Below are 23,160 nucleotides of genomic sequence, written 5' to 3' on the forward strand. Positions count from 1 at the left end.
TCACGTGCTGACGTCGCACGGCACGATCGATCAGCGCACCGGTTCGCTGTGTCCGGTCGAACCGCAGAAACCGCTCCGTCTCCAGCAACTTCGCGGCTGACGCCGATTTCAATGCCGAGGACGCCAGTAGCACCAACGGCTCCCGATACAAAGGCGTCCACCTGACCCCCGCCGGACGCCGTCCCGTCGGCTCCACCAGCACCGCACAATCGATCTCGCCGGCGTCGAGCTTCGCCGTCAGTTCTATCGAGCGCGCCGTCTGAATCAGGATTTCCAGATGCGGTTGCGCCTGTTTGATCTGTGTCACCGCTCGCGCCAGTGCGCTCACCGCTGACTCCACCGCGCCAATCGTCACCGGTCCCGCCGTCGATTCGATCCCGGCGGCCAGCATGCGCATCGTCTGGTATTGCGTCAGCAGTTGCTCGGCGTGCGGCAGCAGCACACGTCCCATGGCATTGAGCGAGACGGAACGCCCGACACGGTCGAACAGCGGGTGATCGAACTCCTCCTCCAGCGCCCGCATCTGCATGCTCACCGCCGACTGCGTCATCGCCAGATGTTCGGCGGCTGATGCGAACGAACCGTATCTCGCGACCGCCGCAAACGTCCTCATAAATCGCAAATTGCTCATAGTTCGCTCGTTGTTGAATATCCCCAACCGGACCGACTCACACGGCGTCGGCCCTCGAATTCGCTCCAGTCCCGGACCCAATCTCGCCCGACGCCCAAAGCAACCTCAAGGCAACCCCGAAACAACCTCGGCACAACCCCGAAATAACCTCGGCACAACCCCGAAATAACCTCGAAATAACCCCGAAACACCCCCGAACTGTCACCAAATCCGTCTCCCAATTCACCGGTCAATTCATCAAAAAAATTGCGATGACGGATCACAAATTCTAGCTTTTATTGGTTTTTTGGCACAAGCAGAATGGGGCGAAGCGAGTGCGGTCGGCTTGCCACGAAAACACTTCATAGAAGAGGAGTATCCCCATGGAAGTTTCGGTTGGGCGCGACGGCGCCGCAAACTCCGCCGTCGCCGAGCGCTCGGGAAAGCGTATCGACGTCGGCATCATCGCGGTATCCACCATCGGCAACGCGCTCGAATGGTTCGACTTCACCGTCTTCACATTCTTCGCCGCGAACATCGCGCGCCAGTTCTTCCCCAGCGATAACCCCACGGCCGCGTTGCTTGCAGCATGGACGACCTTCGGTGTGGGCTTTCTGACGCGCCCGCTCGGCGGTATCGTCCTCGGCGCCTACGCCGATAAACATGGACGAAAGGCCGCACTCCTGCTGACGATCTCCGTCATGGCGCTCGGCGTCGCTGTGATCGCCTTCGCACCGACATACGCACAAATCGGTATGGCCGCGCCCGTGCTGATGCTCATCGGCCGCTTCCTTCAGGGGTTCTCCGCTGGCGGTGAAGTCGGTAGCGCAACGGCATTCCTTGTCGAGCACGCACCGGTCGAGCGCCGCGGCGTGTACGGCAGCTTCCAGATGATCGCGCAGGCATGCAGCATGCTGCTCGGCGCCATCGTCTCGATCGGTATCACGCAGGCACTGACCCCCGAACAGATCGACGCCTTCGGCTGGCGTATCCCGTTCGTGATCGGTCTGCTGATCGTGCCCGTCGGCCTCTACGTGCGCTCGCGTCTGGACGAGTCGCCCGTCTTCAAGGACGCCCGCAAGAATCAGCACGCCGAGAAGCGCTCGCCGTTCCTCGAATCGATCACCGTCCACTGGCGTCAGGTCGTGGCAGGCTTCGGTCTCACCGTGTACGGCACCATCGGCACGTACATCTTCTACTACTACATGCCGAGCTACGCGACGAAGTCGCTGGGCATTCCGTTCAAGAGCAGCGTCATCGCCTCGCTGTGCGCGGCCGTCGCCTATATCGTGGGGACATTCGCGTCGGGCCGCATCTCCGACGCCATCGGCCGCAAGAAGCCGATGACCGCTTCGGCCTTCATAAGCCTGATCATCGCGTATCCGCTGTTCCTCGCCGTGAGTCACGTGCCGACGCTGCCGATGCTGATCTTCGTGCAGTGCTGCCTGATGCTCTCCCTCGGTCTGTTCCAGGGCTCCTACTGCGCGTTCGTGTGCGAACTGTTCCCCTCGCGGGTGCGCGCCACGTCGATGGCCATCGGCTACAACTTCGCCGTGATGATCTTCGGCGGATTCGCCGGCGCCATCGCCACGCTGCTCATCGGCTGGACGGGCGACAAGCTCGCCGTCGTGTACTACGGCATCTTCGGTGCCGCCGTGGGGCTCGTCACGATCCTGCTGCTCAAGGACCGCTCGCGCCAGCCGCTGCTCTGACAACCGCCGCGACCAACACCAACGAACGATCTGCACTACCGCACGACATAACGGCGCCCGGCGATGAATCTCGCCGGTGCGCCCGTCACATGCCTCCCAAACCTGCCCCTGTCCAATGGCCCGACCGGCCGACACAACCGACGCCTTCGACATCATCGGTTCGATCGGCACGCGTCGCGCCATCCGGGGCATTCATCAAGAGACGACTCACATGTCCATCATTCCCGAAATCGCCGAACGCTCGGCCGAACTGCAAGCCATCCGACGTGATATTCACGCGCACCCTGAACTGCGCTACGAAGAAGCGCGCACGTCCGACATCGTGGCGAAGCTGCTTGAATCTTGGGGTATCGAGGTCACGCGCGGGCTAGGCAAGACGGGCGTCGTCGGCGTGCTGCGCAACGGCACCGGCAAGAAGGTCATCGGCCTGCGGGCCGACATGGACGCGCTGCCGATCCAGGAGCTGAACACGTTCGAGCACGCGTCGAAACACGCGGGCAAGATGCACGCCTGCGGTCATGACGGTCACACGGCCATGCTGCTCGGCGCGGCGCAACATCTCGCCGCACACCGCACGTTCGATGGCACCATCGTCTTCATCTTCCAGCCGGCGGAGGAGGGCGGTGGCGGCGCGAAGGCTATGCTCGAAGACGGCCTCTTTGAAAAATTCCCCGTCGATGCCGTGTTCGCGCTGCACAACTGGCCGGGACTCGCCGCCGGCAGCTTCGGTGCGCGTGTGGGGGCGACGCAGGCGTCGAGCAACGAATTCCGTATCGTCGTCAAAGGCACGGGCGCACACGCCGCCATGCCGCACGACGGCATCGATCCGGTGCTCACAGCCATGCAGATCGGCACGGGGCTGCAAAGCATCATGACGCGCAACAAGCGCCCCATCGATGCCGCCGTGCTCTCCATCACGCAGATGCAGGCGGGCGAGGCGATCAACGTCATTCCGAACACCGCCACGCTGGCGGGCACCGTGCGCACCTTCTCGCTCGAAGTGCTCGATCTCGTGGAGACGCGCATGCGCGAGTTCTGCGAATCCACGGCCGCTGCCTATGGCTGCACCGTCGAGTTCTCGTTCCTCCGCAATTACCCGCCGACGGTGAATACCGCTGCCGAGACGCAGTTTGCGCTCAACGTGATGAAGGAGATCGTGGGACGCGATCACGTCGTCGATCCCATCGATCCGACGATGGGGGCCGAAGACTTTTCGTTCTTCCTGCTGGAGCGCCCCGGTTGCTATGCGTACATCGGCAATGGCACGGGGGATCACCGCGCCCACGGCCATGGTCTCGGCCCGTGCATGCTGCACAACACGAGCTACGACTTCAACGACGACGTGCTGACGCTCGGCTCGACTTATTGGGTACGTCTGGCAGAAGCTTTCCTGGTGGGTTGAGACGAGATGGCCACGAGTCCGTTTTCCGAAAGCTATCTCCAGGCGCGCAAGCGCTTTACGGCCGCCGCGCGTCAGGCGGGCGTCGAGGTGACGAGCCACGTGATTCCCGATCTCGTCGGGCGCGAAGGCGAGTCCCTGTCGACCGATGTCGTGCGGCTCGGGCCGTCCGACGCACGGCGGTTGCTCATCCTGACGTCGGGCACTCACGGTGTCGAAGGCTTCTGCGGCAGTGCGGCGCAAATCGCCCTGCTCGGCGATGCGGGATTGCAAGGACGGCTGATGGCCGCCAACGTGGCCATTCTCGTCGTGCACGCGATCAACCCCTACGGCTTCTCGTGGCTGTCGCGCACGAACGAAGACAACGTCGACCTGAACCGGAACAGCATCGACTTCACGCAGGCGCTGCCCGTCAACGAGGCGTATGGCGAGTTGCATGAATTGCTCGTGCCGCCGACCTGGCCGCCATCAAGCGACAATGTGCGCGCGATTGCGGATTACATCGAAGTGCACGGTGCAGTCGCCTATCAACGCGCGCTGACGATCGGCCAGTATGCGTTCGCCGACGGCTTGTTCTACGGCGGACGCCAGCCGGTCTGGAGCACACGGCTGATGCGCACGCTGATCGAGACGCACGCGGCAGATTGCGACGCCATTGGGTGGATCGATTTTCACACCGGGCTTGGGCCGCCGGGGCATGGCGAGAAGATCTGTGTGGGCGGACTCGACGCCGATGAGCTTGCCCGCGCGCGGGCGTGGTGGGGCGCGGACCTCGCGAGTCCGGTCGATGGGACGACGGTGGCGTCCAACGTCGGCGGTCCGTTGCTCGACACGCTGCGCACCGCACGACCGGATGCGCAAGTGACGGCGATGGCCATCGAATACGGCACCGTGCCGCTCATCGACATGCTGCACATGCTGCGCGCCGATTCGTGGCTCAGACGGCATCCCGATGCGCCGGACGCGCAGGCCTCGGCCATCCGCAAAGCCGTGCATTCGGCGTTTTGCTTCGACGACCCCGTGTGGCAGGGGCAAATTCTCGGTCAGGCCCGCGTGGCGATCCTGCAAGCGGTGACGGGGCTGAGCCGTAGTCGGATCGGGTGACGGGAATGAGGCGACGCTGCCGGGTCATCGGGCAGCGTCGTCGACATCTCACCCCGCGTCACCCCGCGTGCCTCACCCCATGTAAACCTGCAACTGGCAGTACGCCGCACGCGTCATCGGGGCATCGAGCCCGTGCTTGTCCGCACGGGTGACCAGATCGCCCACGATGGCATCGGCTTCCAGCCGCTTCGCGCCCGACGCGATATCACGCGCCATCGACGATGCCCACGGCGACTTCGGCGCCAGCAGCAACGCCTCCATCTGCTTGACGGCCGCTTCCGGCAGCGCATACCCCTCGGCCTGCGCAATGGCGCGACCTTCCGACATGGTTCGACGCATCAACGCTTCGCCGTCGCGGGTCGCCATGATCTGACCGACGTTGCCGCGCATCAGGCACGTCATGATGCCCGCGCACGATACGGCGATCCACTTGTTCCACAGCGCTTGCTCGATGGTCTCGCTGAGGGCGCGCGTGCCTTTCGACTTCGCGAAGAGATCGTAGACGTCCTGCGCCAGGGTGCGCATCGTCTCCGTGCGCGCGCCGACGATCACGTTGTCCCCCGGCCCTTGATGCAGGATCTCGCCGGAGGGCAAAAGCGTGGTCGCAATGTACGACACGCCGCCCATCACGCGATGCTTGCCAAATGTCGCGTCGAGACGCTCGTAGACCGACATCCCGTTGAGAAACGGCAGGATGACGGTGCGGTCGCCCATCGCGGGGGCGATCGACTCGATGGCGTTGTCGAGGTCGTAGGTCTTGCACGCGAGCAGCACCAGATCGTATTCGGACTTCACGTCTCGACTCGTCACCGTGGCCACCGCCTGCTGCACGTCGCCCAGTTCGCTCTTGATCGTCAACCCTCGTTGCGCGAGGACTTCCGCTCGTTTTTCCCGGACAAGGTAGGTGACCTGCGCACCCGCCTGCGCCAGACGCGCACCGTAATAGCCCCCGATGGCACCGGCACCCAAGACAAGAATTTTCACGTTGAAGCTCCTTCGACGGTTGTTGAGGACTGTGGGCGACGACAACGTTTCCTGACGGTCCGTTCAGCACACAGCCGGGCCGCAACGGTCGATGGGGCCGCTGCGTTTTATGATATGATGATCATCATACTATGAATTTCCTGAGTGTGTTCGAGACGCCGGATGTCACGACATCGGGCTCGGCACATTCGGGCGAACGGAGGATCGGCGCCATGCGCTACGGCACGGATCACAAGCAGAAGTCTTACGAACGGATTCTCGACGAGGCGTCGCAGGCGATTCGTCTGGACGGCCCCCACAAGGTCGGTGTGGCGGCCGTGATGAGTCAGGCCGGCCTCACGCACGGCGCCTTCTACGCGCACTTTTCGTCGAAGGACGCGCTGATCGAGGCGGCCATCGCGTACATGTTCGAAGGGAGCCTGTCGCGCTGGCAGCAGGTGACGCAAGACGTCACGCCACAGCAAGGGTTGAGTCGGTTCATCGATCACTATCTGTCGGTGGAGCGCATGGATCAGCGTCCGCTGGGCTGCCCGATGGCGGCGCTCGCGGCGGATGTGCCGCGCATGTCGCCGGCCGTACAGGCGGTCTTCAGCGCGGGGGTGCGCACGTTGACGCAGGCGATGGCGGAGAAGCTCGCCGCCATGGGCGTCCCCGATCCGGACACCACGGCGCGGTCGATGATGAACGAGCTTGTGGGCGCGATCTCGCTCGCGCGATGTGAGCCGGATCGCGCGCGTTCGTTGTCGATGCTCGACGCCACGCGCACGAAAGTGAAAGCGCGGATTGGCATCGGCGCGTCATCGGGTGACAATAGCTCGCCCTAACCACGCAAACGCTCATGGCATCTCACGTGAAGAAGTCCTTCGTCGGCCGGATTCGGGACCAACTGGATCAGCTCTCGCCCTCAGAGCGACGCCTGGCGGAGTTCGCGCTCGATTTGCCGGGCGATCTGGCAGGGTACTCGGCCTCGGAACTGGCGGCGCTCGCGCAGGTCTCCAACGCGACCGTCACGCGCTTCGTGAGGCGTCTGGGTTACGAGTCGTTCGACGACGCGCGCAAACACGTGCGCTCCGAGCAGCGTGCAGGTTCTCCGCTGGCGATGGCCGCGACGACGCCCGTCACCGAAGCGGCGACCAACGATCTCGTCGGCGCGCAACGCTTGCAAAGCCTCGCCAACATCGAGGCGACCTACCGCCGGCTCTCATCCACTGAAATCGAACAGATCGCGGCTGCGATTCTCGCGGCACGCAAGGTGTGGATCGTCGGGTTCCGCTCGAGTCATCCGCTGGCGATGTATTTGCGCTGGCAGTTGCTGCAAATCGTGCCGAGCGCGCTGGCGATCCCGGGCGCGGGCGAGACGTTGGGTGAGCATCTCGCGGGCATCACCGCCGACGATGTCGTGATCGTCTTCGCGCTGCGCCGCCGGGTGCGTCAGATGCCGATGGTCGTTGCACAGCTCGCGAAGGCGTGTCCGAATCTCGTCTACATCGCCGAGCGCACCGAGCGCGCGGCTGCCGCAAAGACGCCCGCGAAGTGGTCGCTGCAATGCGACGTGCAAGGGCCCGGCGTCCTCGACAATCACACCGCTGTGATCGGCCTGTGCCACCTCATCGTCACGCAGGTGATGACGCAGGCAGGCAACCCGGGCCGTCGTCATCTCGGCCTCGTGGAAGCGTTCCACGACTCGCTCGACGAAATCTGACGCGACCGCCGGCGCGGGGATATCTGGCGACGTCTAGCTCACCGGCTCCCCGGGCGCCCGGCCTGCTTTTCCCTTCGCTGACCTCTCCCGCCTTTCTCGTATCTCCCCCGATTTTCCGCTCATCCGTTGGCACGTCTGGCCAAGGGCGTTGCTCGCCCTGACGGTCACAGAAGCGTCGGGTGAAACCCTGATATGAAAAATAATTTTCAAAAACAAATAATTTGAAAAAATATTAACGAAACAGGATTCACCCGAGGGCGAGGCAAATCGGTCGCAAAGGCGCCAGTCAAGGCGCAGGGAGTTTTACGATGGGCGCAGAAGTGGTCGTATCCTCGTCGGAACCCAGGTTGCAGCAGCTCGAACGGGCGCTCGACGACATTGGGGTGACGCCGTCACACAAGAAAATCCTCGCGCTGATCCTGTTCGGGGTGTTGTTCGACGTCTTCGAGCAAAACGCCGTCGGCCTCGTGGGGCCGTTGTTGCGCGAGTACTGGGGCATCTCGGCCACGCAGATCGGTTTTCTCAACACACTGACCTTCGGTGCGGCGGCCATCGGGCGGCTCGGTTCGGGCTACATCGCCGATCGCTACGGGCGTCGCACGATGCTGAGCATCAACCTGATGCTCTTCACGCTGGGCGCGCTGATCTGCGCGCTTGCCACGAACTACTCGATGCTCGCTGCCGGACGCTTCATCGTCGGCTTCGGTCTCGGCGGCGAGATCTCGATTGCCGTCACGATGCTCGCCGAGTTCTGCTCGTCGCGCTTCCGTGGTGTGGCCGTAGGCGCGATCAACGTCGCCGGGGGCGGGTTGGGCAATATGCTCGCGCCCGCGTTCGGGCTGGCTGTCTTCGCCTTCTTCCCGGGGCCGGATAGCTGGCGCTGGCTGTTCGGTTGTCTGGTGCTGCCGGCATTCTTCGTGCTGCTGTATCGCCGCTTCATTCCGGAGACGCCGCGCTTTCTGCTCTCCAAAGGCCGTGTGGAGGAAGCGAACCGTGTGCTCAACATTCTGGCATCGGGCAAGCTCGGCAAGTCCTCGGGCGGGAGCGCCAAGCGTTATCTGAGCGAAGCTGTGGCGGGGGCGCATCGCGCTGAGAAAGTCCGTCTGAGAGAGGTGTTCGTGGGACCGCTGGCGCGGCGCACGGTGGCAGTCGGCATCGCGGTGTGCATGACGTACGGCGCACAGATTTCGGTGCTCACGCTCATGCCGACGATTCTCATGGCGCAGGGCTACACGCTGAGCAAGAGCTTCGTGTTCACCATCGTGATGCAGTCGGGCAGTTTGCTCGGCGCGATCACGGCGTCTTATTTCGGTTTCCGGTTTCCCCGCAAGCGCGTGCTGACGCTTGGTGCCATCGCCGCGTGCGTGATCGGCCTGTGCTTCGGCTTTCTGTCGAAGTCGCAACCGCTGATCCTGGCGTTCGGTGCCGCGTTCCAGTTCTGCGTGCTGTTGCTCAATACGTCCATCTGGATTTACGCCCCGGAGCTTTATCCGACACGTGTGCGCGCCTTCGGCACGGCATTCATTCTGGCGCTGGGCACGCTGGCAGGCGCCGCGATGCCGCTGGTTGCCGGACGCGTCTTCGATCAGTACGGCATTGGCGGCATGTTCGGGATGATGGCCGGGATGTATGCCGTGTTCGCCATCGCGCTGACCTTCGCACCGGAGACGTTCGGCAAGCCGATCGATGGCCCGGAGGCACCGGGCGACACCGATACGCCGACTAGCGGTCGTTCGTCGACAGACGTGTCGGCATCCGCGACTTCCTGACGCCTCCTGATATTTCCGCAGCGTTCGCTGCTCACACTCGCCGAGAATTTCATGACACATATCCTGCTCATCAACCCCAATACGTCGACGGCGACGACGCAAATGATGGTCGACATCGCACGCGCTTATCTCGCGAGTGCGATGACGTCGCCACCGGCGGTCATCGGTGCGACGGTCGCGCGCGGCGCGCCGATGATCGTCGACGAGCGGGATCTGGCCGTGGCGGCGGAAGCCGTAAACGACCCGGACATCGTGGCACTCGCCGCGCAGGCGGATGGGGTGATCGTGGGGGCCTTCGGCGATCCCGGTATCGATGCGCTGCGGGCACAACTGGCGGTTCCGGTCGTGGGCATCGGTGCGGCGTCCGTGCGTGAGGCTGCGGCGGGCGGACGACGCTTCGGCATCGCCACGACGACGCCACAACTGGCCGAGTCGATTGCATCGAACGTCAGGAAGCTCGGACTGGGTGCGAACTTCACCGGCTCGCGATTCACGACAGGCGATCCCCTCGCATTGGGCGATCAGCCGTCGCAGTTGGAGCGAGGTCTCGCCGGCGCTGTCGAGGCCTGCCTGCATGAAGACGGCGCGCAGGCCGTGGTGATCGGCGGCGGACCGCTGGGCGAGGCGGCGCAGGCGTTAGGTGAGCGCTTCTCGATCCCGGTGATCGGGCCGGTACCCGCCGCCTGTCGTGCGTTGCTTGAGGCGATGCATCTGGGCGAAGCGGCCTGACGCCGCGACGCAGCGTTCTATCGTCATGAGACATCGATCGAACCGTTAGCCGATTACATCACTACGTCGACGTATCACACCGCGCGCGGCCGAGAGAACGCGCGTCGGACCATGCCGCTCCGGGGAGGAGTCGAAATGAACCAACCGTTACCTTCGCGCGCTGGCGACGCAAGCCACACGTTTGCGAATCCATCGCAGGACATGCTCGATCCGATCTACAAGAAGATCATGTGGCGGATCATCCCGTTCATCTTCGTGCTGTGGATGCTGGCGTGGATCGATCGCGTCAACGTCGGCTTCGCGAAGTTGCAGATGCAGCAGGATCTCGGCTTTAGCGAGACGGTGTACGGCATTGGCGCAGGCATCTTCTTTCTCGGCTACTTCTTTCTGGAGATTCCGAGCAACTGGCTGCTGTTGCGCATTGGCGCACGACGTACGCTCGCACGCATCACGCTGGGCTGGGGCACGATTTGCGTGCTCATGATGTTCACGCACTCGCCGGCCTATTTCTATGTGATGCGGTTCCTGCTGGGTGCGTTCGAAGCGGGCTTCCAGCCGGGCGTGCTCCTTTATCTGACGTTCTGGTTTCCGGCACACCGTCGCGCGAAAGCGTTTGCGTGGTTCATCTCCGCGTCGGCGGTATCGTCGGTCGTGGGCGCACCGCTGGCCGGCGCGATTCTGAACGGCATGCATGGCGTGAACGGTTGGGCAGGGTGGCAATGGCTGTTCCTGCTCGAAGGGGTGCCGACGGTACTCGCCGGGGTTCTGGCGGTGTGGTTCCTCGTCGACAAGCCCGAGCAGGCGAGTTGGCTGTCGGAGCAGGAAAAGCGTCTGCTTCAGGCCGATCTGGAAAAGGACCGCAAGAGCGCAGGCAAACGTGAGCACAGCTTCATGCTGGCCGTGCGCAGTCCGAAGCTGTGGCTGCTCACGGGTATCTACTTCGGGATCGTGGCGGCCAACGCGACGCTGTCGTTCTTCGCGCCGACCATCGTGCGTGCGCTGGGACCGACGAATCCGTTGCACATCGGGTTGCTCGTGGGGGTGATGTACGTGTTCGGCGCGATCTTCCAGATCGCCATCGGCTACAGCGCAGACAAGCGACGCGAAGCGCGCATGCATTGTGCGATCCCGGTGTTCGTGGGGGCGTGCGGACTGGCGGGGGTCGGGTGGTTCGCGGGGAGCAACGGTGTGGCGGCCTTCCTGTGTCTCGCGGTTGCGGTGTCGGGCACGATGGGGGCGATCCCGGTGTTCTGGCAGTTGCCGAACGCTTATCTCGCCGGCGGCGCTGCGGCGATGGGCGTGGCGTTCATCAACTCGGTGGCGAATCTGGCCGGGTTCGGTTCGCCGTATCTGCTGGGCATCGTCAAGGACGCGACGGGGAGTTTCAACGGCGGACTCTGGATCGTGGCCGCGCTCGAAGCCTTCGTCGCCGTGTTGATCTGGTGGCGGATGCGTCGCAAGGAAGGCATGCAGGGAGCGCAAGCGGTCGCTTGATCTGGTGCGATCACGGAAATCGATAGGGGGCTACGTGATGTTACGTAGCCTCTTTGTCTTTTCAGAAAAATTTCATTAGCAAATCTAAAGAAGTATCGGTCACTGTCCGTAATGCTCTGTCGGGGTCTGTTCTCATTTTGCGGGAATCGAGAATGGGCGCTCATGACAAAACGATAGATCAGATAACGGGCTAAATACGTGAAACAACAATATTCGAAGCATTGGGCTGGCTGGGCGAAAATGATCGGGGTATGTACCTTTGCCGTTGGCGTCTTATCGGCTTGCGCACCGGCAGCAGTCGTGAACAAGGAAAAGTTGGGCGCCGTGAAGACGGTGGCGGTGGTGGCGGCCGAAGCGCCGGTGTATCGCGCAAGCTCGGTGAATAGCACACAGATGATCGCATTCACGCCGGCGGACTTGATCGTCGCAGCGGTGACCAACGTTGCGGGCGCAGTCGGAAATGCGAATCGGGAAAAAAACACGGCAAGCTTTAACGAGCTCGCCGTCCAGAAGGTTGGCGATACAGGGATCAGTCGGAAGGTGACCGATGGCGTGGAGGAGGTCTTCCGTCGCCAGGCATATAACGTCGTGGAAATTACTCCGGAGCAGTTCAAGGCGGTGCAAAACGGTGCCGCACCGGAGCAAAAAGTGGATGCTTATGTCCACATGACTCTCGGCGAAAACTACTTCGCTGCGAGTTCGCTCGCGGCGTTCATGCGGATTGTCCGATTCCAGGTGCAGATTTTGGGGCCCGACGCGAAGGACGTCATTTACTCGTCCGTGCACACCAAAACACCGCACGACGCACCGTATTACAACACCTACGCGCGCATGCTGGACGACCTCCCGAATGCGATTCAAGGTCTCGATAGCGCCTTGCTGACGCAGTTGCCGGAATTTGCCGCATCGTTCAAGTCGGCTCGCTGAGTTGAAACGGCGTCGCCAGTCACCTGGCGACGCCTTTGCATCAAAACGCCCGCAAGAAGATAGCTTCGATGTCCGCCTGCTCGGCACGACGCGGGTTCGTGAAGCCACAGGCGTCCTGCATGGCGTTGGCGGCCAGCGTCGGCACGTCGGCCTGCTTCGCGCCCAGTTCTGCGAGGCCCGACGGAATGCCGATGTCCTTCGACAGGCGGCGGATCGCGGCAATCGCGACCTTCGCGCCGTCTTCGTCGCTCAAGCCCTCGACCTTTTCGCCCATCGCCTGCGCGATATCCTTCAGACGCCCGGCGCTGGTGCTCGCATTGAACTCTTCCACGTGCGGCAGCAATACGGCATTACACACGCCGTGCGGCAAATCGTAGAACCCGCCCAACTGGTGCGCCATCGCGTGCACATAGCCCAACGACGCATTGTTGAACGCCATGCCCGCCAGGAACTGCGCGTATGCCATGTTCTCGCGTGCCGTCATGTCGTCGCCGTGCGACACCGCGCGCCGCAGGTTCTGTGAGATCAGCGTAACGGCCTTGAGCGCGCATGCATCGGTAATCGGGGTGGCTGCCGTCGATACATAGGCTTCGGTCGCGTGGGTCAGGGCGTCCATGCCGGTCGCTGCCGTGAGGCCCTTCGGCATTGCCGCCATCAGTGCCGGATCGTTGACCGACAGCAACGGCGTGACGTTACGGTCGACGATGGCCATCTTCACATGACGCTTTTCGTCCGTGATGATGCAAAACCGTGTCATTTCGCTCGCCGTGCCAGCTGTCGTGTTGATGGCGACGAGCGGCAATTGCGGCTTCTTCGAGCGGTCGACACCCTCGTAATCCGAGATATGGCCGCCGTTGGCCGCACACAAGGCGATGCCCTTCGCGCAGTCATGCGGCGAGCCACCACCGAGCGAGATCACGAAGTCGCACTGGTTCTGTTTGAGGATCGCAAGACCGGCTTCAACGTTGGCGACGGTCGGGTTCGGCTTGGCGCCGTCGAACAACACCGACTGAATGTCCTGCTGCGTCAGCAGCTTCGCAACCTTCTCGGCTACGCCCGCTTTGGCGAGGCCGGCGTCGGTCACAATCAGGGCGCGGCGGAAATGGTATTGGCGCAGGGCGGCAATCGCTTCGTCGAGGCTGCCGACGCCCATCATGTTGACCGCGGGAATGAAGAATGTCGTGCTCATCGTCATGCTCCTTGTTTGTTCTGTGAGGGGTACACCTTGTGCGCGCAAGGGCGCACAGCAGGGGGATGCGCGGTGTCCAGAATCATCTTTCGCATGCATCAAAGACAGCATCGCACTCGTCGTGCGATGCGTCTTTGATCTGCTGCAAGGTCAAGCGGAACTAGAGGCACTACTCGGGACGCTCGACTCAGAAGAAGCCGAGCGGATTGACGTCGTAACTGACGAGCAGATTCTTCGTCTGCTGATAGTGATCGAGCATCATCTTGTGCGTTTCGCGGCCGATGCCCGACTTCTTGTAGCCGCCGAACGCCGCGTGCGCCGGATAGAGGTGATAGCAGTTGGTCCAGACGCGTCCGGCCTGAATGCTGCGTCCCATGCGGTAAGCGCGATTGATGTCACGCGTCCACACGCCTGCACCGAGTCCGAACTCGGTGTCGTTGGCGATGGCGAGCGCCTCGGCTTCGTCCTTGAATGTCGTCACACCCACCACCGGGCCGAAGATTTCTTCCTGGAACACACGCATGCGGTTATCGCCCTTGAGCAGCGTCGGCTGGATGTAGAAGCCGGTGGCGAGCGGTCCGTCCAGCATCTCGATGCCGCCGCCCGTGAGCACCTGTGCGCCTTCCTTGCGTGCGATGTCGAGGTACGTGAGGATCTTGTCGAACTGCTGCTGCGAGGCCTGGGCGCCGACGGCAGTCTCGGTGTCGAGCGGATCGCCGCGTTTGATACGCTCGACACGCTTCATCACCACTTCCATGAACGGCTCGTAGATCGATTCCTGAACGAGCGCGCGCGACGGGCAGGTGCACACCTCACCCTGATTGAGGAAGCCCAGCACGAGACCTTCGGCGGCCTTCTCTACGAACTCGGGCTCGCCGCGCATGATGTCGTCGAAGAAGATGTTCGGCGACTTGCCGCCCAGCTCGACCGTGCTCGGAATCAGGTTGGCGGCGGCACGCGTGAGGATGTGGTTGCCGACCGGCGTCGATCCGGTGAACGCGATCTTGGCGATACGCTTGCTCGTCGCCAGCGCCTCGCCGGCCTCCTTGCCGAAACCCTGCACGATGTTGAGCACGCCGGGCGGCAGCAGGTCGCCGACCAGTTCGGCGAACAGCGTGATCGTGAGCGGCGTTTGCTCGGCGGGCTTTAGCACCACGCAGTTGCCAGCCGCCAGTGCCGGTGCGAGCTTCCACGCGGCCATCAGTAGCGGGAAATTCCACGGAATGATCTGACCGACGACACCCAGCGGCTCATGGAAGTGATACGCGGCCGTATGCTCGTCGATCTCGGCGGCGGTGCCTTCCTGTGCGCGGATGCACCCGGCGAAATAGCGGAAGTGGTCGACGGCGAGCGGCAGGTCGGCAGCGAGCGTTTCGCGCACCGGTTTGCCGTTATCCCACGTCTCCGCCACGGCGAAGCGCTCCAGTTGCGATTCGAGACGATCGGCGATCTGCAACAGAATGCGCGAGCGCGCCTGAACGGATGTCTTCCCCCATTTGGCGGCCGCGGCGTTTGCCGCATCCAGCGCCAGTTCGATATCGGCGCCATTGGAGCGCGGGAATTCGCCGATGACTGCGCCGGTCACGGGCGAGGTGTTGACGAAGTAACGACCCTCCACCGGGGGCACGAATTTGCCGCCGATGAAGTTCTCGTAACGCGGTTGCAGGGTCAGCAGGGCACCGGGCGTGCCGGGAGGCGTGTATCGCATGTTGTGTCTCCGGATATCGTTGTGTCGGCAGCCGGTCGTTCGCCAGCCACGCAGGAGTCACCAAGCAAGTCGCGGGCCACCCGGGCCGGATCTCGCATTGACGCCGCTCCGCCCGCTTTTCCGGCGCGTGTTGCGGTGCAGCGTGTGCCGAATCCGTGACACGTTTGTCTCCTCCCGTGACACCCCCTGTATCGCGGGCGTGACAGTCTGTCCGAGACCCTCAATCGGGTGGCGTCTTCCGATTGACATCGCGCATTGCAAACGCCCCCGGCATGGGAGATGCTTCGGGAACGACGACAAGATCATCAGATCACCCGGCACGGGGGAGACGACCAATGCCACCAACTACCGAGTCCGCACACGCGCGTCGTGTGCTGAGTGTCGCGCAGGGCCAGCCGCCGGCGGGCGGCGCTGCGACCGATCCGAACATCGCCAGCTCGTGGCGGCGCTGTCTCGACACGCACGCACTCGATCCGGGCGCGCGCATGGCGCCGCGCGTGCTTGAATCGTCGCAACTTCGTGAGCGACGTAGCGCGATGGAGCGCTTGCGTCATGTCTCCATGCCCGTGCTGGAACGGTTGCAGCGTCAGTTGATGAATCCGCGTCAGGCGGTGCTGCTGACGGCGCCGGATGGCGTGATCGTGGATTCCCGCCTGCACGACGGCACGCGTGATGCCTTTCACCGCGCCGGTCTGTGGCCGGGGGCGGACTGGAGCGAGTCGTGCGAAGGCACGAACGGTATCGGGACGTGTGCCGTCGAGCGCGCACCCGTCATCATCTGCCAGCAGGATCACTTCCGCGCGCTGCACACGCCGCTCACCTGCACGGCGAGTCCGGTATTCGCGCCGCAGGGCGAGCTGCTCGCGGTGATCGATGTGTCGTCCACGACGGCAGACGTCACGCGTCAGAGCCAGTTCCATACGCTTGCCCTCGTCAATCTCTCGGCCAAGGTCGTGGAGAGCGAGTATTTCTTTCAGCACTATCGCGACGAATGGCTGCTGCAATTGCAGGAGCAGGCCGATCATCTCGGCGGATTCGCGCAAGCCCTGCTCGCGTTCGACGATGCGGGCCGCGTGCTCGCTGCGAATCAGAGTGCGCTGAATTGTCTGGGGGCGACGCGAGAGGAGATCGTCGGCACACGGATCGACCGATGGTTTGCGCAGACACTCGACGCGCTGGTCGCGCAGGCGCATCCGTCGCCGAGTGCCTGCTGGCCGATTCGCACGAGTACGGGGGAAGCGCTGCTGGCGATGTTGCGTTCGCCCGCGCGTGCCAATCGTGGCTTGCCGGGCACGTCGGGCACGTCGAATGTCGTATCGAAACCCGCTGCGCGGGAGACGATCGCACCGTTCACCGACCCCGCGTTGTCACGCGCTTTTTCACGTGCGTGCCGCGTGTTCGCGCACGACGTGCCGGTGCTGATTCGCGGCGAGACGGGCAGCGGCAAGGAAGTGTTCGCACGCGCTGTCCACGAGGGCAGTGCCCGCTCCGCGGGACCGTTCGTCGCGTTGAATTGTGCGGCGATTCCGGAGTCGCTGATCGAGAGCGAGTTGTTCGGCTACGTGGGCGGCAGCTTCACCGGGGCGCGCAAGGAGGGGATGAACGGCAAGCTGTGGCAGGCGAACGGCGGCACGTTGTTCCTCGATGAGATCGGCGACATGCCGTTCGCGATGCAGACACGTCTGCTGCGCGTGCTGGAGGAACGCATGGTGTCGCCGCTCGGTGGCGGCGAGCCGGTGCCGCTCGACATTCGCGTGCTCAGCGCGACGCACCGCGATCTGGCCGAGCGTATTGCCGAGCGGCAATTTCGCGAGGATCTGTTCTATCGGCTAAGTGGCCTCGAAGTGACCGTGCCGCCGCTGCGTGAACGCGAAGACAAGATCGACCTGATTCAACGTCTGCTGGCGCAGGCCGGGGCGCACGGTCAGCATGGCGCGATTGAACTGACGCAGGACGCGCAGGCGTGCCTGTGCGGCTATGGCTGGCCGGGGAACGTGCGTCAGATGCGCAGCGTGATCCGGACGCTGGTGGCGCTCAGCGAAAACGGTATCGTCACGCTCGACGATCTGCCGGACGAGTTGCGTGAAGCGCAGGCGTTGATCGACGTCCGGATGTCGGTCGATGCATCCTCGGACGAACCGTTGGAAGCGCCGTTGGAGGCGGCAGAGCGTCAGGCGTTGCGTGCTGCGCTCGACGCATGTCAGGGGCAGGTGAGTGCCGCAGCGCGACGGCTCGGGGTGAGCCGTAACACGCTGTACCGCAAGCTCAGGCGTTTCGGGTTGCTGCGTGGTTGACGACGGCCGCGCAGTGCCCGCGCGGGCACCGTCGACTCACTTCATCGGGATCGCGGTGGCCCGATCGACAGGGACAGCCGTCACGCTGTTCTGCGGCGAGCCGTCGATGAGTTTGTCGGAGTAAGTGAGGTAGACGAGCGTATTACGTGCCTTGTCGACCATGCGCACGATGCGTAGCTTCTTGAACAGCGGCGACAAGCCCTCGGAGAAGACTTCCTCTTCCTTGGGCAGTGGTCCCGAGAACGAAATCGGGCCGACGGGGCGACAGGCGATCGAGGCCTCCGCCTTGTCTTCGGCCAGGCCGACCATGCCCTTGAGGCCGCCGGTCTTCGCGCGTGAGACGTAACACGTCACACCGTGCACCTTCGGATCGTCATAGGCGTCCACGACGATCTTGTGGTCCGGTCCGAGAAACTTGAATGCGGTGCTGACGTCGCCGATTTTCTCGGCATGCGCCCAGCCTGCCGTGAGCATCAGCGCCAGCGCGACTGCTGTTTTCATGAGAGGGTCCCGTCAAATGGCATGAGCGTGCACAAACGTGCATAAGCGGCGACGATCGCCGGCCATGCCGCGTTGCGGATTCTACTCGCCCCGCGTGACGGCGGTCGTCCCGGACCCTCTCGCGACTGGCAGTCGCGCGCCGTCACCCCGGAACGAGGCGACGGCTGTGGTGAATTACCACTTGTCGTCTTGTGCGGGCGCTGCCTGTGCCCCAGCCGCCGGCGAGGTCTTCTTCGTGGCTTGGGCGACCTTGGCCCCCGTCGCAGTGCCCGGCGAGGCTTGCGCACCGGACGGTGCGTTGGCCTGCGGCGCGGGGCGTCCCGCCACCTCGCCACGCACCTGAAGTCCGGCGACGGGCAGCGTGTCGAGGTTCAGGCCCGGGCGTACGTTATCGAGATGCCCGTAAGACAGGTTCTGCGTCACGCGCTCCACCACGAGTTCGCAGCACGGGTTCTCGGTACGCCCGAGGCTTTGCCCCGTCTGCGGATCCTTGAACTCGTTGCCCATCGCTACAACGGCGTAACGATTCCCTTCACGCAGTGCCTGTCCCCCCTGACTGACGACGACATTGGTGCCATCGCGCGCAAGGACCGTGATCGGGAACGTCGATTGGAGGATCGCGCTCACGATGGCCTTGCTTGCCTGATCCGTCATTTCGGTGAGAATGCGCTGGCTGTCGACGCCGGTGCCGAGCGTAGTCGGCGCCGTCGACGGCATCGCGTTGCTCAGCGAACCGGCCGCCGTAACCTGACGCGTCGCCACGTTGACCATCTTCTGCGAGAGCGCCCAGCCTCCCGAATAACTCACCAATTGGCGGTCGCTCGTACGCAACTGGCGCGCGAGGCGCGTGTAGTTGAAGGCACTCACGCGCGCGCTCCACACCAGATCGGCGCTGGCGGCCTGCGAGAGCTTCGTGAGTTCCGCGCTCGGCGCCTGACCGGACGCAATGATGTCCAGCTCATGTTCGATCTCGGGGCTCATCTCGCGATCCAGCACCGCGAAGCGACCCGTTTGCACCAGCGCGTCACTGACTCGCTGGCGGAGCACGGCGGCGACTTCGCTCGACGGCACCGTCACGTCGCCCATCGGCAGACGGTCCTGCGGGAAGACGACCGGCCCGATCACGACCTTGAGCTTCTGCATGTCGGCGGACGGCTTGAACTTGGCGATGTCGGCTTCGATGGTCGCCTTGAAGCGTTTATCGATGACGCCCGGTTCGTCGAGGCTCAGTACGCGCAGATGCTGAATGACACCGCCCGAGCGTTGCTGGACGATGTCCGCGAAAGCGTTCGCGCGCAGCGACGCCGAATCCTGATTCAGGCTGACATCGAGGCCGTACTTCGCCACGACGGATTGCGCCTGCACGACGGCGCCGTTGACTTGCAGCAAGGCGAGCTTCATCGCTTCGAGCGTGGCTTCGCCGGCCGTACTGCCGAAGCCGACGGCCGTCACCTTTTCGGTTTCGACCTTGCCGACGTCAGGCACGGGCGCTGCGGCAGATGCCGACGCTGCGGCAGGTGCGGCTGACGTCTGGGGAGCATCGGCTGCCTTCTCGGAGCAGCCGGCAATAAAAAAGAGGGCCGCAAGGGCCCCCGTGAGCGAGTTACGCATCATGTCGTTGTTGTGTGGTGTGTCGGCTTGCCGTGCTTACAGGGCGGCCAGTGCCTTCGTGGCGTCCGACGGCACTTCGATACCGTTGCTGCGGGCGAAGTCGATGGCGTTCTTGAGCGCCTTGCCGGCTTCCGTCACCGAACCCGGGAAGTTCGACACCACGTAGGCGGCGCCGCCCAGCGACGTCAACGCCATCGGCGATGCGCTCTTCATGTTGTTGCCCATCGACGTGACGTCGTTGCGCATGCCGGTGTAGTGCACCATGCCGAGCGCCAGATGGCCGAGACCTTGCGCGAAGGTCTTCTTCGAGGCGTCGTCGAGCACCGGCTTTTCCTTGAGCTTCGCAGCGATCGCGCCGCTCGTGTCACCCACGGCGTTCACGGCCTTCGATGCCGAATCCTTGTCCTGCGTCGAGCCCGACGACAACTGCGAGACGACGGCAGCAGCCTGCTCGGCTTGCGTCTTCAGACCCAGGGCTTCACCCATCTTGGCGTTGGCGTTGAGCACGTCGACGTTGGCGGCGACGTAGTTCTTCACCAGGGCGGCTTGCTGCCCGCTCAGATCGACCGAGCTGTCCGACTTGCTACCGCCACCGACCAGGCTGGTCAAACCGCCGAGTTGGGCGTACGAGGCACCCGAGACGCCAACGAGAGCTGCGGCAACGGCGCAAGCGATGATCTTCTTCATGAACTTCTTCTCCACGTAGGGGATGGTTGAGTACGGCAATTAGCGCAAGCTCAGATTGGTGATCTGGCTGGTGAGCTCGCGTGAGGCGTTGTTCGCTGCCAGACGCAGCGCATTGGTACGGGCTTCTTCTTCTGTCGGGCCCGTGCCGGCGTACTGCACCGGGCCGACGGAAGCGACGGTGTCGGGAATGGTCTGGCCGATGTCGAGGAGCTTTGCGTTGACGGTGACTGCCACGCGCATCAGGCCCGAGTTCGGATCGCGATCGGCGAGGCCGACGTCCAACGTGCCCAACGCGATGTAAGCCATCTTTGCCACGCGCATGCCCGACACCATCGAGGCGAGTGTCGCGGGCTTCAGATCCATGCCGCTCTTGTAGTCGTTCTCCACGTTGGCGACCTTGAACTGACCGCCGGTGTAGGGCTCGACAAGCGCGGCTTCGTTGACCTTGAAACCGGCCTTGGCAAACGTCGAAGTAAAGACTTGCGACAGGTTGGCGCTGGGAATCAGACGGAAGGTCGTGTCGGTCGCGCGGCGGGTGGTGCTGCCACCCGTTTCGACGGACGCGGTACTGTGCACAGAAGCGCCCATCCTGGCGTTCGTCGACGCGTTGGTGCCGATCTGATTGCCACGAATGTTCTCGCCTTCCACGCCTTGCTCGGAAGCGCTGACTTGCGCGTTCACATCGACCTTGCGATCGACGCGCTTGTACACGCGATCGTCATAGGCGCGGGAGGTGCCGACTTCACGCGACACGAAGATGAAGGCGAGCGGCGAGCGCGCTGCCGGACCGCCCTTGACGACGGCCGAGTTCGATTTCACCGCGTTGCGCAGATTCGCCACGTTCAGCGAGACGCGCACTGCCACCGTGTATTGCTTCTTGTCCGAGTTCTCGTCTTCGGCGAGGATCGTCGAGTCGAGAATGTAGCGATCAGGCTCGGCGAGAATCTTCTGGCGAATCGCGTCGAAGTTCTCCGACTCGGCCTCGCCGGCCTCGGCGTAGTAGAACTCCACGGCCTTCATTTGGGCGGCGGACAAGGCGCGGGCCTTGTCGTCACGCGAAATCGACCAGCCTTCATAGGTCACGGTCGCCTTGCCTCGCGCTTGCTGCACTTGCGACATGGCGCTCGATGCGAACAGCGCCGCAGCGAACAGCAGAATCAGTTTCTTCATCACTTGCATAGCTTCATCAGTCCCATCGTCTTGTCGATTTGCGACGAAATGTCCGACGCCGAAGCGGCGGACTTCACCCATGACGTGTCCGTGCCTGCCACCGATTCGGCAAGTTTCACGAACAGGCCGTTGACGGAGTCGTAGTACGCGGGGAAGTCGTCCACCCACGTTTGTGACGCCGGTACCGGTTTCACCTCGCCGTTCTTGAGCGACGTGTTGAGATAGGTCGCACCGGTCAACGGCTCGCGAATGGCGACATCGGCATAGCTGCCATAGATGTACGCGGTGCCGACGGCGTTCTCGCTGTACTTGATCTTCCGGAAGTTCTTCAGCGTGACGTCGATCTCGTAATCGGGCTGAGGCAGCTTCAGGTTGTAGACCGTGCCGTCCATGATCTGCATCGACATCACGTTGCCGATGGCGTAGCCCTTCGAATACGGCACGACCGGCACGCCGATGCGCGTGGAGATGGCTTCGCTGACCATGTCCGCCACCCATGTCTGTGCGGCGGCCGGTGTTGCCTTCAGGTAATCGGGCAGCACGGCGGCGGCTTCCGGCGTCACGTCGACGTGCGTGACTTGCAGATAGCGCGGCGCCTGATCGGGCAGTTGCGCCTGTGCGACGGCCGAGGCGAAGCGTGCGTACAGACCGGGTTTGCCATTGGCGCCGTCGTAGACCATGCGCACGCGCTCGAGCACCTCGGCGCGCGTGGGTTCATGGTCGAGGTTGTCGACGTAGCCGAAGCTGACCGGGTACGAGCGCAGCACCGTCATCGATTTGAAGTCGAAGAACAGCACCTGCCCGCGCAGCAGAACGAAGAGCTTGCGAATGGCGCCGAACCGTTCGACGGAGACCGTCTCGGTATTGATGACGAGCGAGACCACGAGCGCTTGATCGCGCCCCTTGAGTTGGTCGATCGGACCGGTGGTCAGCTTGAAGTGTTGTGCGGGATTCTGGTTCACCGCAGCAAGCAGGCGCTTGTACGGCGAATCGCCAGCCGCTTTCAGGCCGGCTTCGTAGGCACGTGAATAAGGAAATCGTTTGTCGATGCTGGCGGCGTCGCCGCCGTAAGCGGCCCCCGCGAAGGTCACGAGCTTGTCGGTGACCTGAGCCTGCGCATGCCCCGCAAACGTCATCGAAAATGCCATCGAAATCACGACGGCAAGACGGAAGAAATACCCGCCGGCTTTCATATTGTTATGCTCCCCACCGTTCCCCGTGTTGCGCCCGCAATGGCGAGCGCGAGTTCGCGGAATACTGGATTACTAACGATTTGCCGTCAATCTATTGTGTAGTCATGCTATCTAATTTGATAGGTGCTCGACATGCCTTCATGTAGGTGTGAAGTAGGGATATGAAAAGAGGATCGGCGTGAGGCGGAGAATGTTGTGATCGTGTGGTTTTCGTGTCGTCAGGCAAGCGGCCTCGTCGGGAGCGGATACGCCCCAGGTGGGCGATGCCGTCAGGGGTGTTGCGGGTTTTGTTGAAATGCGCTATAGTCACGCCTCTTCGCGCGGGGGTATAGCTCAGCTGGGAGAGCGCTTGCATGGCATGCAAGAGGTCAGCGGTT

19 protein-coding genes are annotated in these 23,160 nt (G+C 63.3%); 10 read left to right on the plus strand and 9 right to left on the minus strand.

The window, feature by feature from the left end; translation table 11 throughout:
• Positions 1 to 631: LysR family transcriptional regulator (locus tag A9762_RS23490; protein ID WP_069344409.1), on the minus strand; the 631-nt coding region annotated here is incomplete at its 3' end.
• A gap of 362 nt (positions 632 to 993) precedes the next feature.
• Here A9762_RS23490 and A9762_RS23495 point away from each other — a divergent pair.
• The 3 genes from A9762_RS23495 to A9762_RS23505 all read left to right on the plus strand — a co-directional run bounded on the left by A9762_RS23495 (position 994) and on the right by A9762_RS23505 (position 4,825).
• Positions 994 to 2,322, plus strand: coding sequence for an MFS transporter (locus tag A9762_RS23495; protein ID WP_069344410.1), 1,329 nt, complete (start codon positions 994 to 996; stop codon positions 2,320 to 2,322).
• Between the two features lie 211 nt (positions 2,323 to 2,533).
• A complete protein-coding gene (locus A9762_RS23500) occupies positions 2,534 to 3,724 on the plus strand; it encodes a M20 aminoacylase family protein (RefSeq protein ID WP_069344425.1) in 1,191 nt (396 codons plus the stop codon).
• A gap of 6 nt (positions 3,725 to 3,730) precedes the next feature.
• A complete protein-coding gene (locus A9762_RS23505; RefSeq protein ID WP_069344411.1) occupies positions 3,731 to 4,825 on the plus strand; it encodes a M14 family metallopeptidase in 1,095 nt (364 codons plus the stop codon).
• 72 nt (positions 4,826 to 4,897) lie between these two features.
• Here A9762_RS23505 and A9762_RS23510 read toward each other — a convergent pair whose 3' ends face one another.
• Positions 4,898 to 5,809, minus strand: a complete 912-nt coding sequence (locus tag A9762_RS23510) for a ketopantoate reductase family protein (RefSeq protein WP_069344412.1) — start codon at positions 5,807 to 5,809, stop codon at positions 4,898 to 4,900.
• A 131-nt stretch (positions 5,810 to 5,940) separates the two neighbouring features.
• Here A9762_RS23510 and A9762_RS23515 point away from each other — a divergent pair, with 131 nt between their 5' ends.
• The 6 genes from A9762_RS23515 to A9762_RS23540 all read left to right on the plus strand — a co-directional run bounded on the left by A9762_RS23515 (position 5,941) and on the right by A9762_RS23540 (position 12,430).
• Positions 5,941 to 6,633 (plus strand): TetR/AcrR family transcriptional regulator, encoded by a 693-nt coding sequence (locus A9762_RS23515; protein WP_240493687.1) that lies wholly within the window; start codon positions 5,941 to 5,943, stop codon positions 6,631 to 6,633.
• Positions 6,634 to 6,647: 14 nt separating this feature from the next.
• A complete protein-coding gene (locus A9762_RS23520; protein WP_069344413.1) occupies positions 6,648 to 7,511 on the plus strand; it encodes a MurR/RpiR family transcriptional regulator in 864 nt (287 codons plus the stop codon).
• A gap of 308 nt (positions 7,512 to 7,819) precedes the next feature.
• Positions 7,820 to 9,280 carry an MFS transporter gene (locus A9762_RS23525; protein WP_069344414.1) on the plus strand — a complete coding sequence of 487 codons (1,461 nt, stop codon included), beginning with the start codon at positions 7,820 to 7,822 and terminating at the stop codon, positions 9,278 to 9,280.
• Between the two features lie 51 nt (positions 9,281 to 9,331).
• A complete protein-coding gene (locus A9762_RS23530) occupies positions 9,332 to 10,009 on the plus strand; it encodes an aspartate/glutamate racemase family protein (protein ID WP_069344415.1) in 678 nt (225 codons plus the stop codon).
• Positions 10,010 to 10,144: 135 nt separating this feature from the next.
• Positions 10,145 to 11,503 (plus strand): MFS transporter, encoded by a 1,359-nt coding sequence (locus tag A9762_RS23535; protein WP_069344416.1) that lies wholly within the window; start codon positions 10,145 to 10,147, stop codon positions 11,501 to 11,503.
• Between the two features lie 198 nt (positions 11,504 to 11,701).
• Entirely contained in the window at positions 11,702 to 12,430 is a 729-nt protein-coding gene (locus A9762_RS23540; RefSeq protein ID WP_139133364.1) for a hypothetical protein, read from the plus strand.
• A 40-nt stretch (positions 12,431 to 12,470) separates the two neighbouring features.
• Here the strand turns inward: A9762_RS23540 and yiaY are convergent, their stop codons facing one another.
• Together yiaY and A9762_RS23550 are read right to left on the minus strand one after the other, a co-directional pair.
• Positions 12,471 to 13,619, minus strand: a complete 1,149-nt coding sequence (gene yiaY / locus A9762_RS23545) for an L-threonine dehydrogenase (protein ID WP_069344418.1) — start codon at positions 13,617 to 13,619, stop codon at positions 12,471 to 12,473.
• A gap of 187 nt (positions 13,620 to 13,806) precedes the next feature.
• Positions 13,807 to 15,327, minus strand: coding sequence for an aldehyde dehydrogenase family protein (locus tag A9762_RS23550; RefSeq protein ID WP_069344419.1), 1,521 nt, complete (start codon positions 15,325 to 15,327; stop codon positions 13,807 to 13,809).
• A gap of 335 nt (positions 15,328 to 15,662) precedes the next feature.
• Here A9762_RS23550 and A9762_RS23555 point away from each other — a divergent pair, with 335 nt between their 5' ends.
• On the plus strand, positions 15,663 to 17,621 hold the full coding sequence (locus A9762_RS23555; RefSeq protein ID WP_069344420.1) for a sigma-54-dependent Fis family transcriptional regulator: 1,959 nt from the start codon (positions 15,663 to 15,665) through the stop codon (positions 17,619 to 17,621).
• 36 nt (positions 17,622 to 17,657) lie between these two features.
• Here A9762_RS23555 and A9762_RS23560 read toward each other — a convergent pair whose 3' ends face one another.
• From A9762_RS23560 to A9762_RS23580, 5 genes are all read right to left on the minus strand, one after another.
• Positions 17,658 to 18,122, minus strand: a complete 465-nt coding sequence (locus A9762_RS23560; protein WP_069344421.1) for a CreA family protein — start codon at positions 18,120 to 18,122, stop codon at positions 17,658 to 17,660.
• A 174-nt stretch (positions 18,123 to 18,296) separates the two neighbouring features.
• Positions 18,297 to 19,736, minus strand: coding sequence for a CsgG/HfaB family protein (locus tag A9762_RS23565; RefSeq protein WP_069344422.1), 1,440 nt, complete (start codon positions 19,734 to 19,736; stop codon positions 18,297 to 18,299).
• Positions 19,737 to 19,769: 33 nt separating this feature from the next.
• Complete coding sequence (locus tag A9762_RS23570) at positions 19,770 to 20,420, minus strand: hypothetical protein (RefSeq protein ID WP_083254231.1); 651 nt, start codon at positions 20,418 to 20,420, stop codon at positions 19,770 to 19,772.
• A 39-nt stretch (positions 20,421 to 20,459) separates the two neighbouring features.
• Positions 20,460 to 21,590 (minus strand): hypothetical protein, encoded by a 1,131-nt coding sequence (locus A9762_RS23575; RefSeq protein WP_240493688.1) that lies wholly within the window; start codon positions 21,588 to 21,590, stop codon positions 20,460 to 20,462.
• Positions 21,590 to 22,783, minus strand: coding sequence for a hypothetical protein (locus A9762_RS23580; protein ID WP_240493689.1), 1,194 nt, complete (start codon positions 22,781 to 22,783; stop codon positions 21,590 to 21,592). Before A9762_RS23580 ends, A9762_RS23575 begins: the two co-directional genes overlap by 1 nt.
• Positions 22,784 to 23,160 lie beyond the last annotated feature (377 nt).

Origin of the sequence: Pandoraea sp. ISTKB (genome assembly GCF_001721285.1) — a bacterium.
Taxonomy (GTDB): domain Bacteria; phylum Pseudomonadota; class Gammaproteobacteria; order Burkholderiales; family Burkholderiaceae; genus Pandoraea; species Pandoraea capi.

What these genes read in the sequence shown, in the direction of transcription:
- A9762_RS23550 (WP_069344419.1), bottom strand. Translation starts at nt 15,327, where the DNA reads ATGCGATACACGCCTCCCGGCACGCCCGGTGCCCTGCTGACCCTGCAA.
- A9762_RS23520 (WP_069344413.1), top strand. Translation starts at nt 6,648, where the DNA reads ATGGCATCTCACGTGAAGAAGTCCTTCGTCGGCCGGATTCGGGACCAA.
- A9762_RS23515 (WP_240493687.1), top strand. Translation starts at nt 5,941, where the DNA reads ATGAATTTCCTGAGTGTGTTCGAGACGCCGGATGTCACGACATCGGGC.
- yiaY (WP_069344418.1), bottom strand. Translation starts at nt 13,619, where the DNA reads ATGAGCACGACATTCTTCATTCCCGCGGTCAACATGATGGGCGTCGGC.
- A9762_RS23505 (WP_069344411.1), top strand. Translation starts at nt 3,731, where the DNA reads ATGGCCACGAGTCCGTTTTCCGAAAGCTATCTCCAGGCGCGCAAGCGC.
- A9762_RS23570 (WP_083254231.1), bottom strand. Translation starts at nt 20,420, where the DNA reads ATGAAGAAGATCATCGCTTGCGCCGTTGCCGCAGCTCTCGTTGGCGTC.
- A9762_RS23555 (WP_069344420.1), top strand. Translation starts at nt 15,663, where the DNA reads ATGCCACCAACTACCGAGTCCGCACACGCGCGTCGTGTGCTGAGTGTC.
- A9762_RS23530 (WP_069344415.1), top strand. Translation starts at nt 9,332, where the DNA reads ATGACACATATCCTGCTCATCAACCCCAATACGTCGACGGCGACGACG.
- A9762_RS23525 (WP_069344414.1), top strand. Translation starts at nt 7,820, where the DNA reads ATGGGCGCAGAAGTGGTCGTATCCTCGTCGGAACCCAGGTTGCAGCAG.
- A9762_RS23500 (WP_069344425.1), top strand. Translation starts at nt 2,534, where the DNA reads ATGTCCATCATTCCCGAAATCGCCGAACGCTCGGCCGAACTGCAAGCC.
- A9762_RS23495 (WP_069344410.1), top strand. Translation starts at nt 994, where the DNA reads ATGGAAGTTTCGGTTGGGCGCGACGGCGCCGCAAACTCCGCCGTCGCC.
- A9762_RS23560 (WP_069344421.1), bottom strand. Translation starts at nt 18,122, where the DNA reads ATGAAAACAGCAGTCGCGCTGGCGCTGATGCTCACGGCAGGCTGGGCG.
- A9762_RS23575 (WP_240493688.1), bottom strand. Translation starts at nt 21,590, where the DNA reads ATGAAGAAACTGATTCTGCTGTTCGCTGCGGCGCTGTTCGCATCGAGC.
- A9762_RS23535 (WP_069344416.1), top strand. Translation starts at nt 10,145, where the DNA reads ATGAACCAACCGTTACCTTCGCGCGCTGGCGACGCAAGCCACACGTTT.
- A9762_RS23580 (WP_240493689.1), bottom strand. Translation starts at nt 22,783, where the DNA reads ATGAAAGCCGGCGGGTATTTCTTCCGTCTTGCCGTCGTGATTTCGATG.
- A9762_RS23565 (WP_069344422.1), bottom strand. Translation starts at nt 19,736, where the DNA reads ATGATGCGTAACTCGCTCACGGGGGCCCTTGCGGCCCTCTTTTTTATT.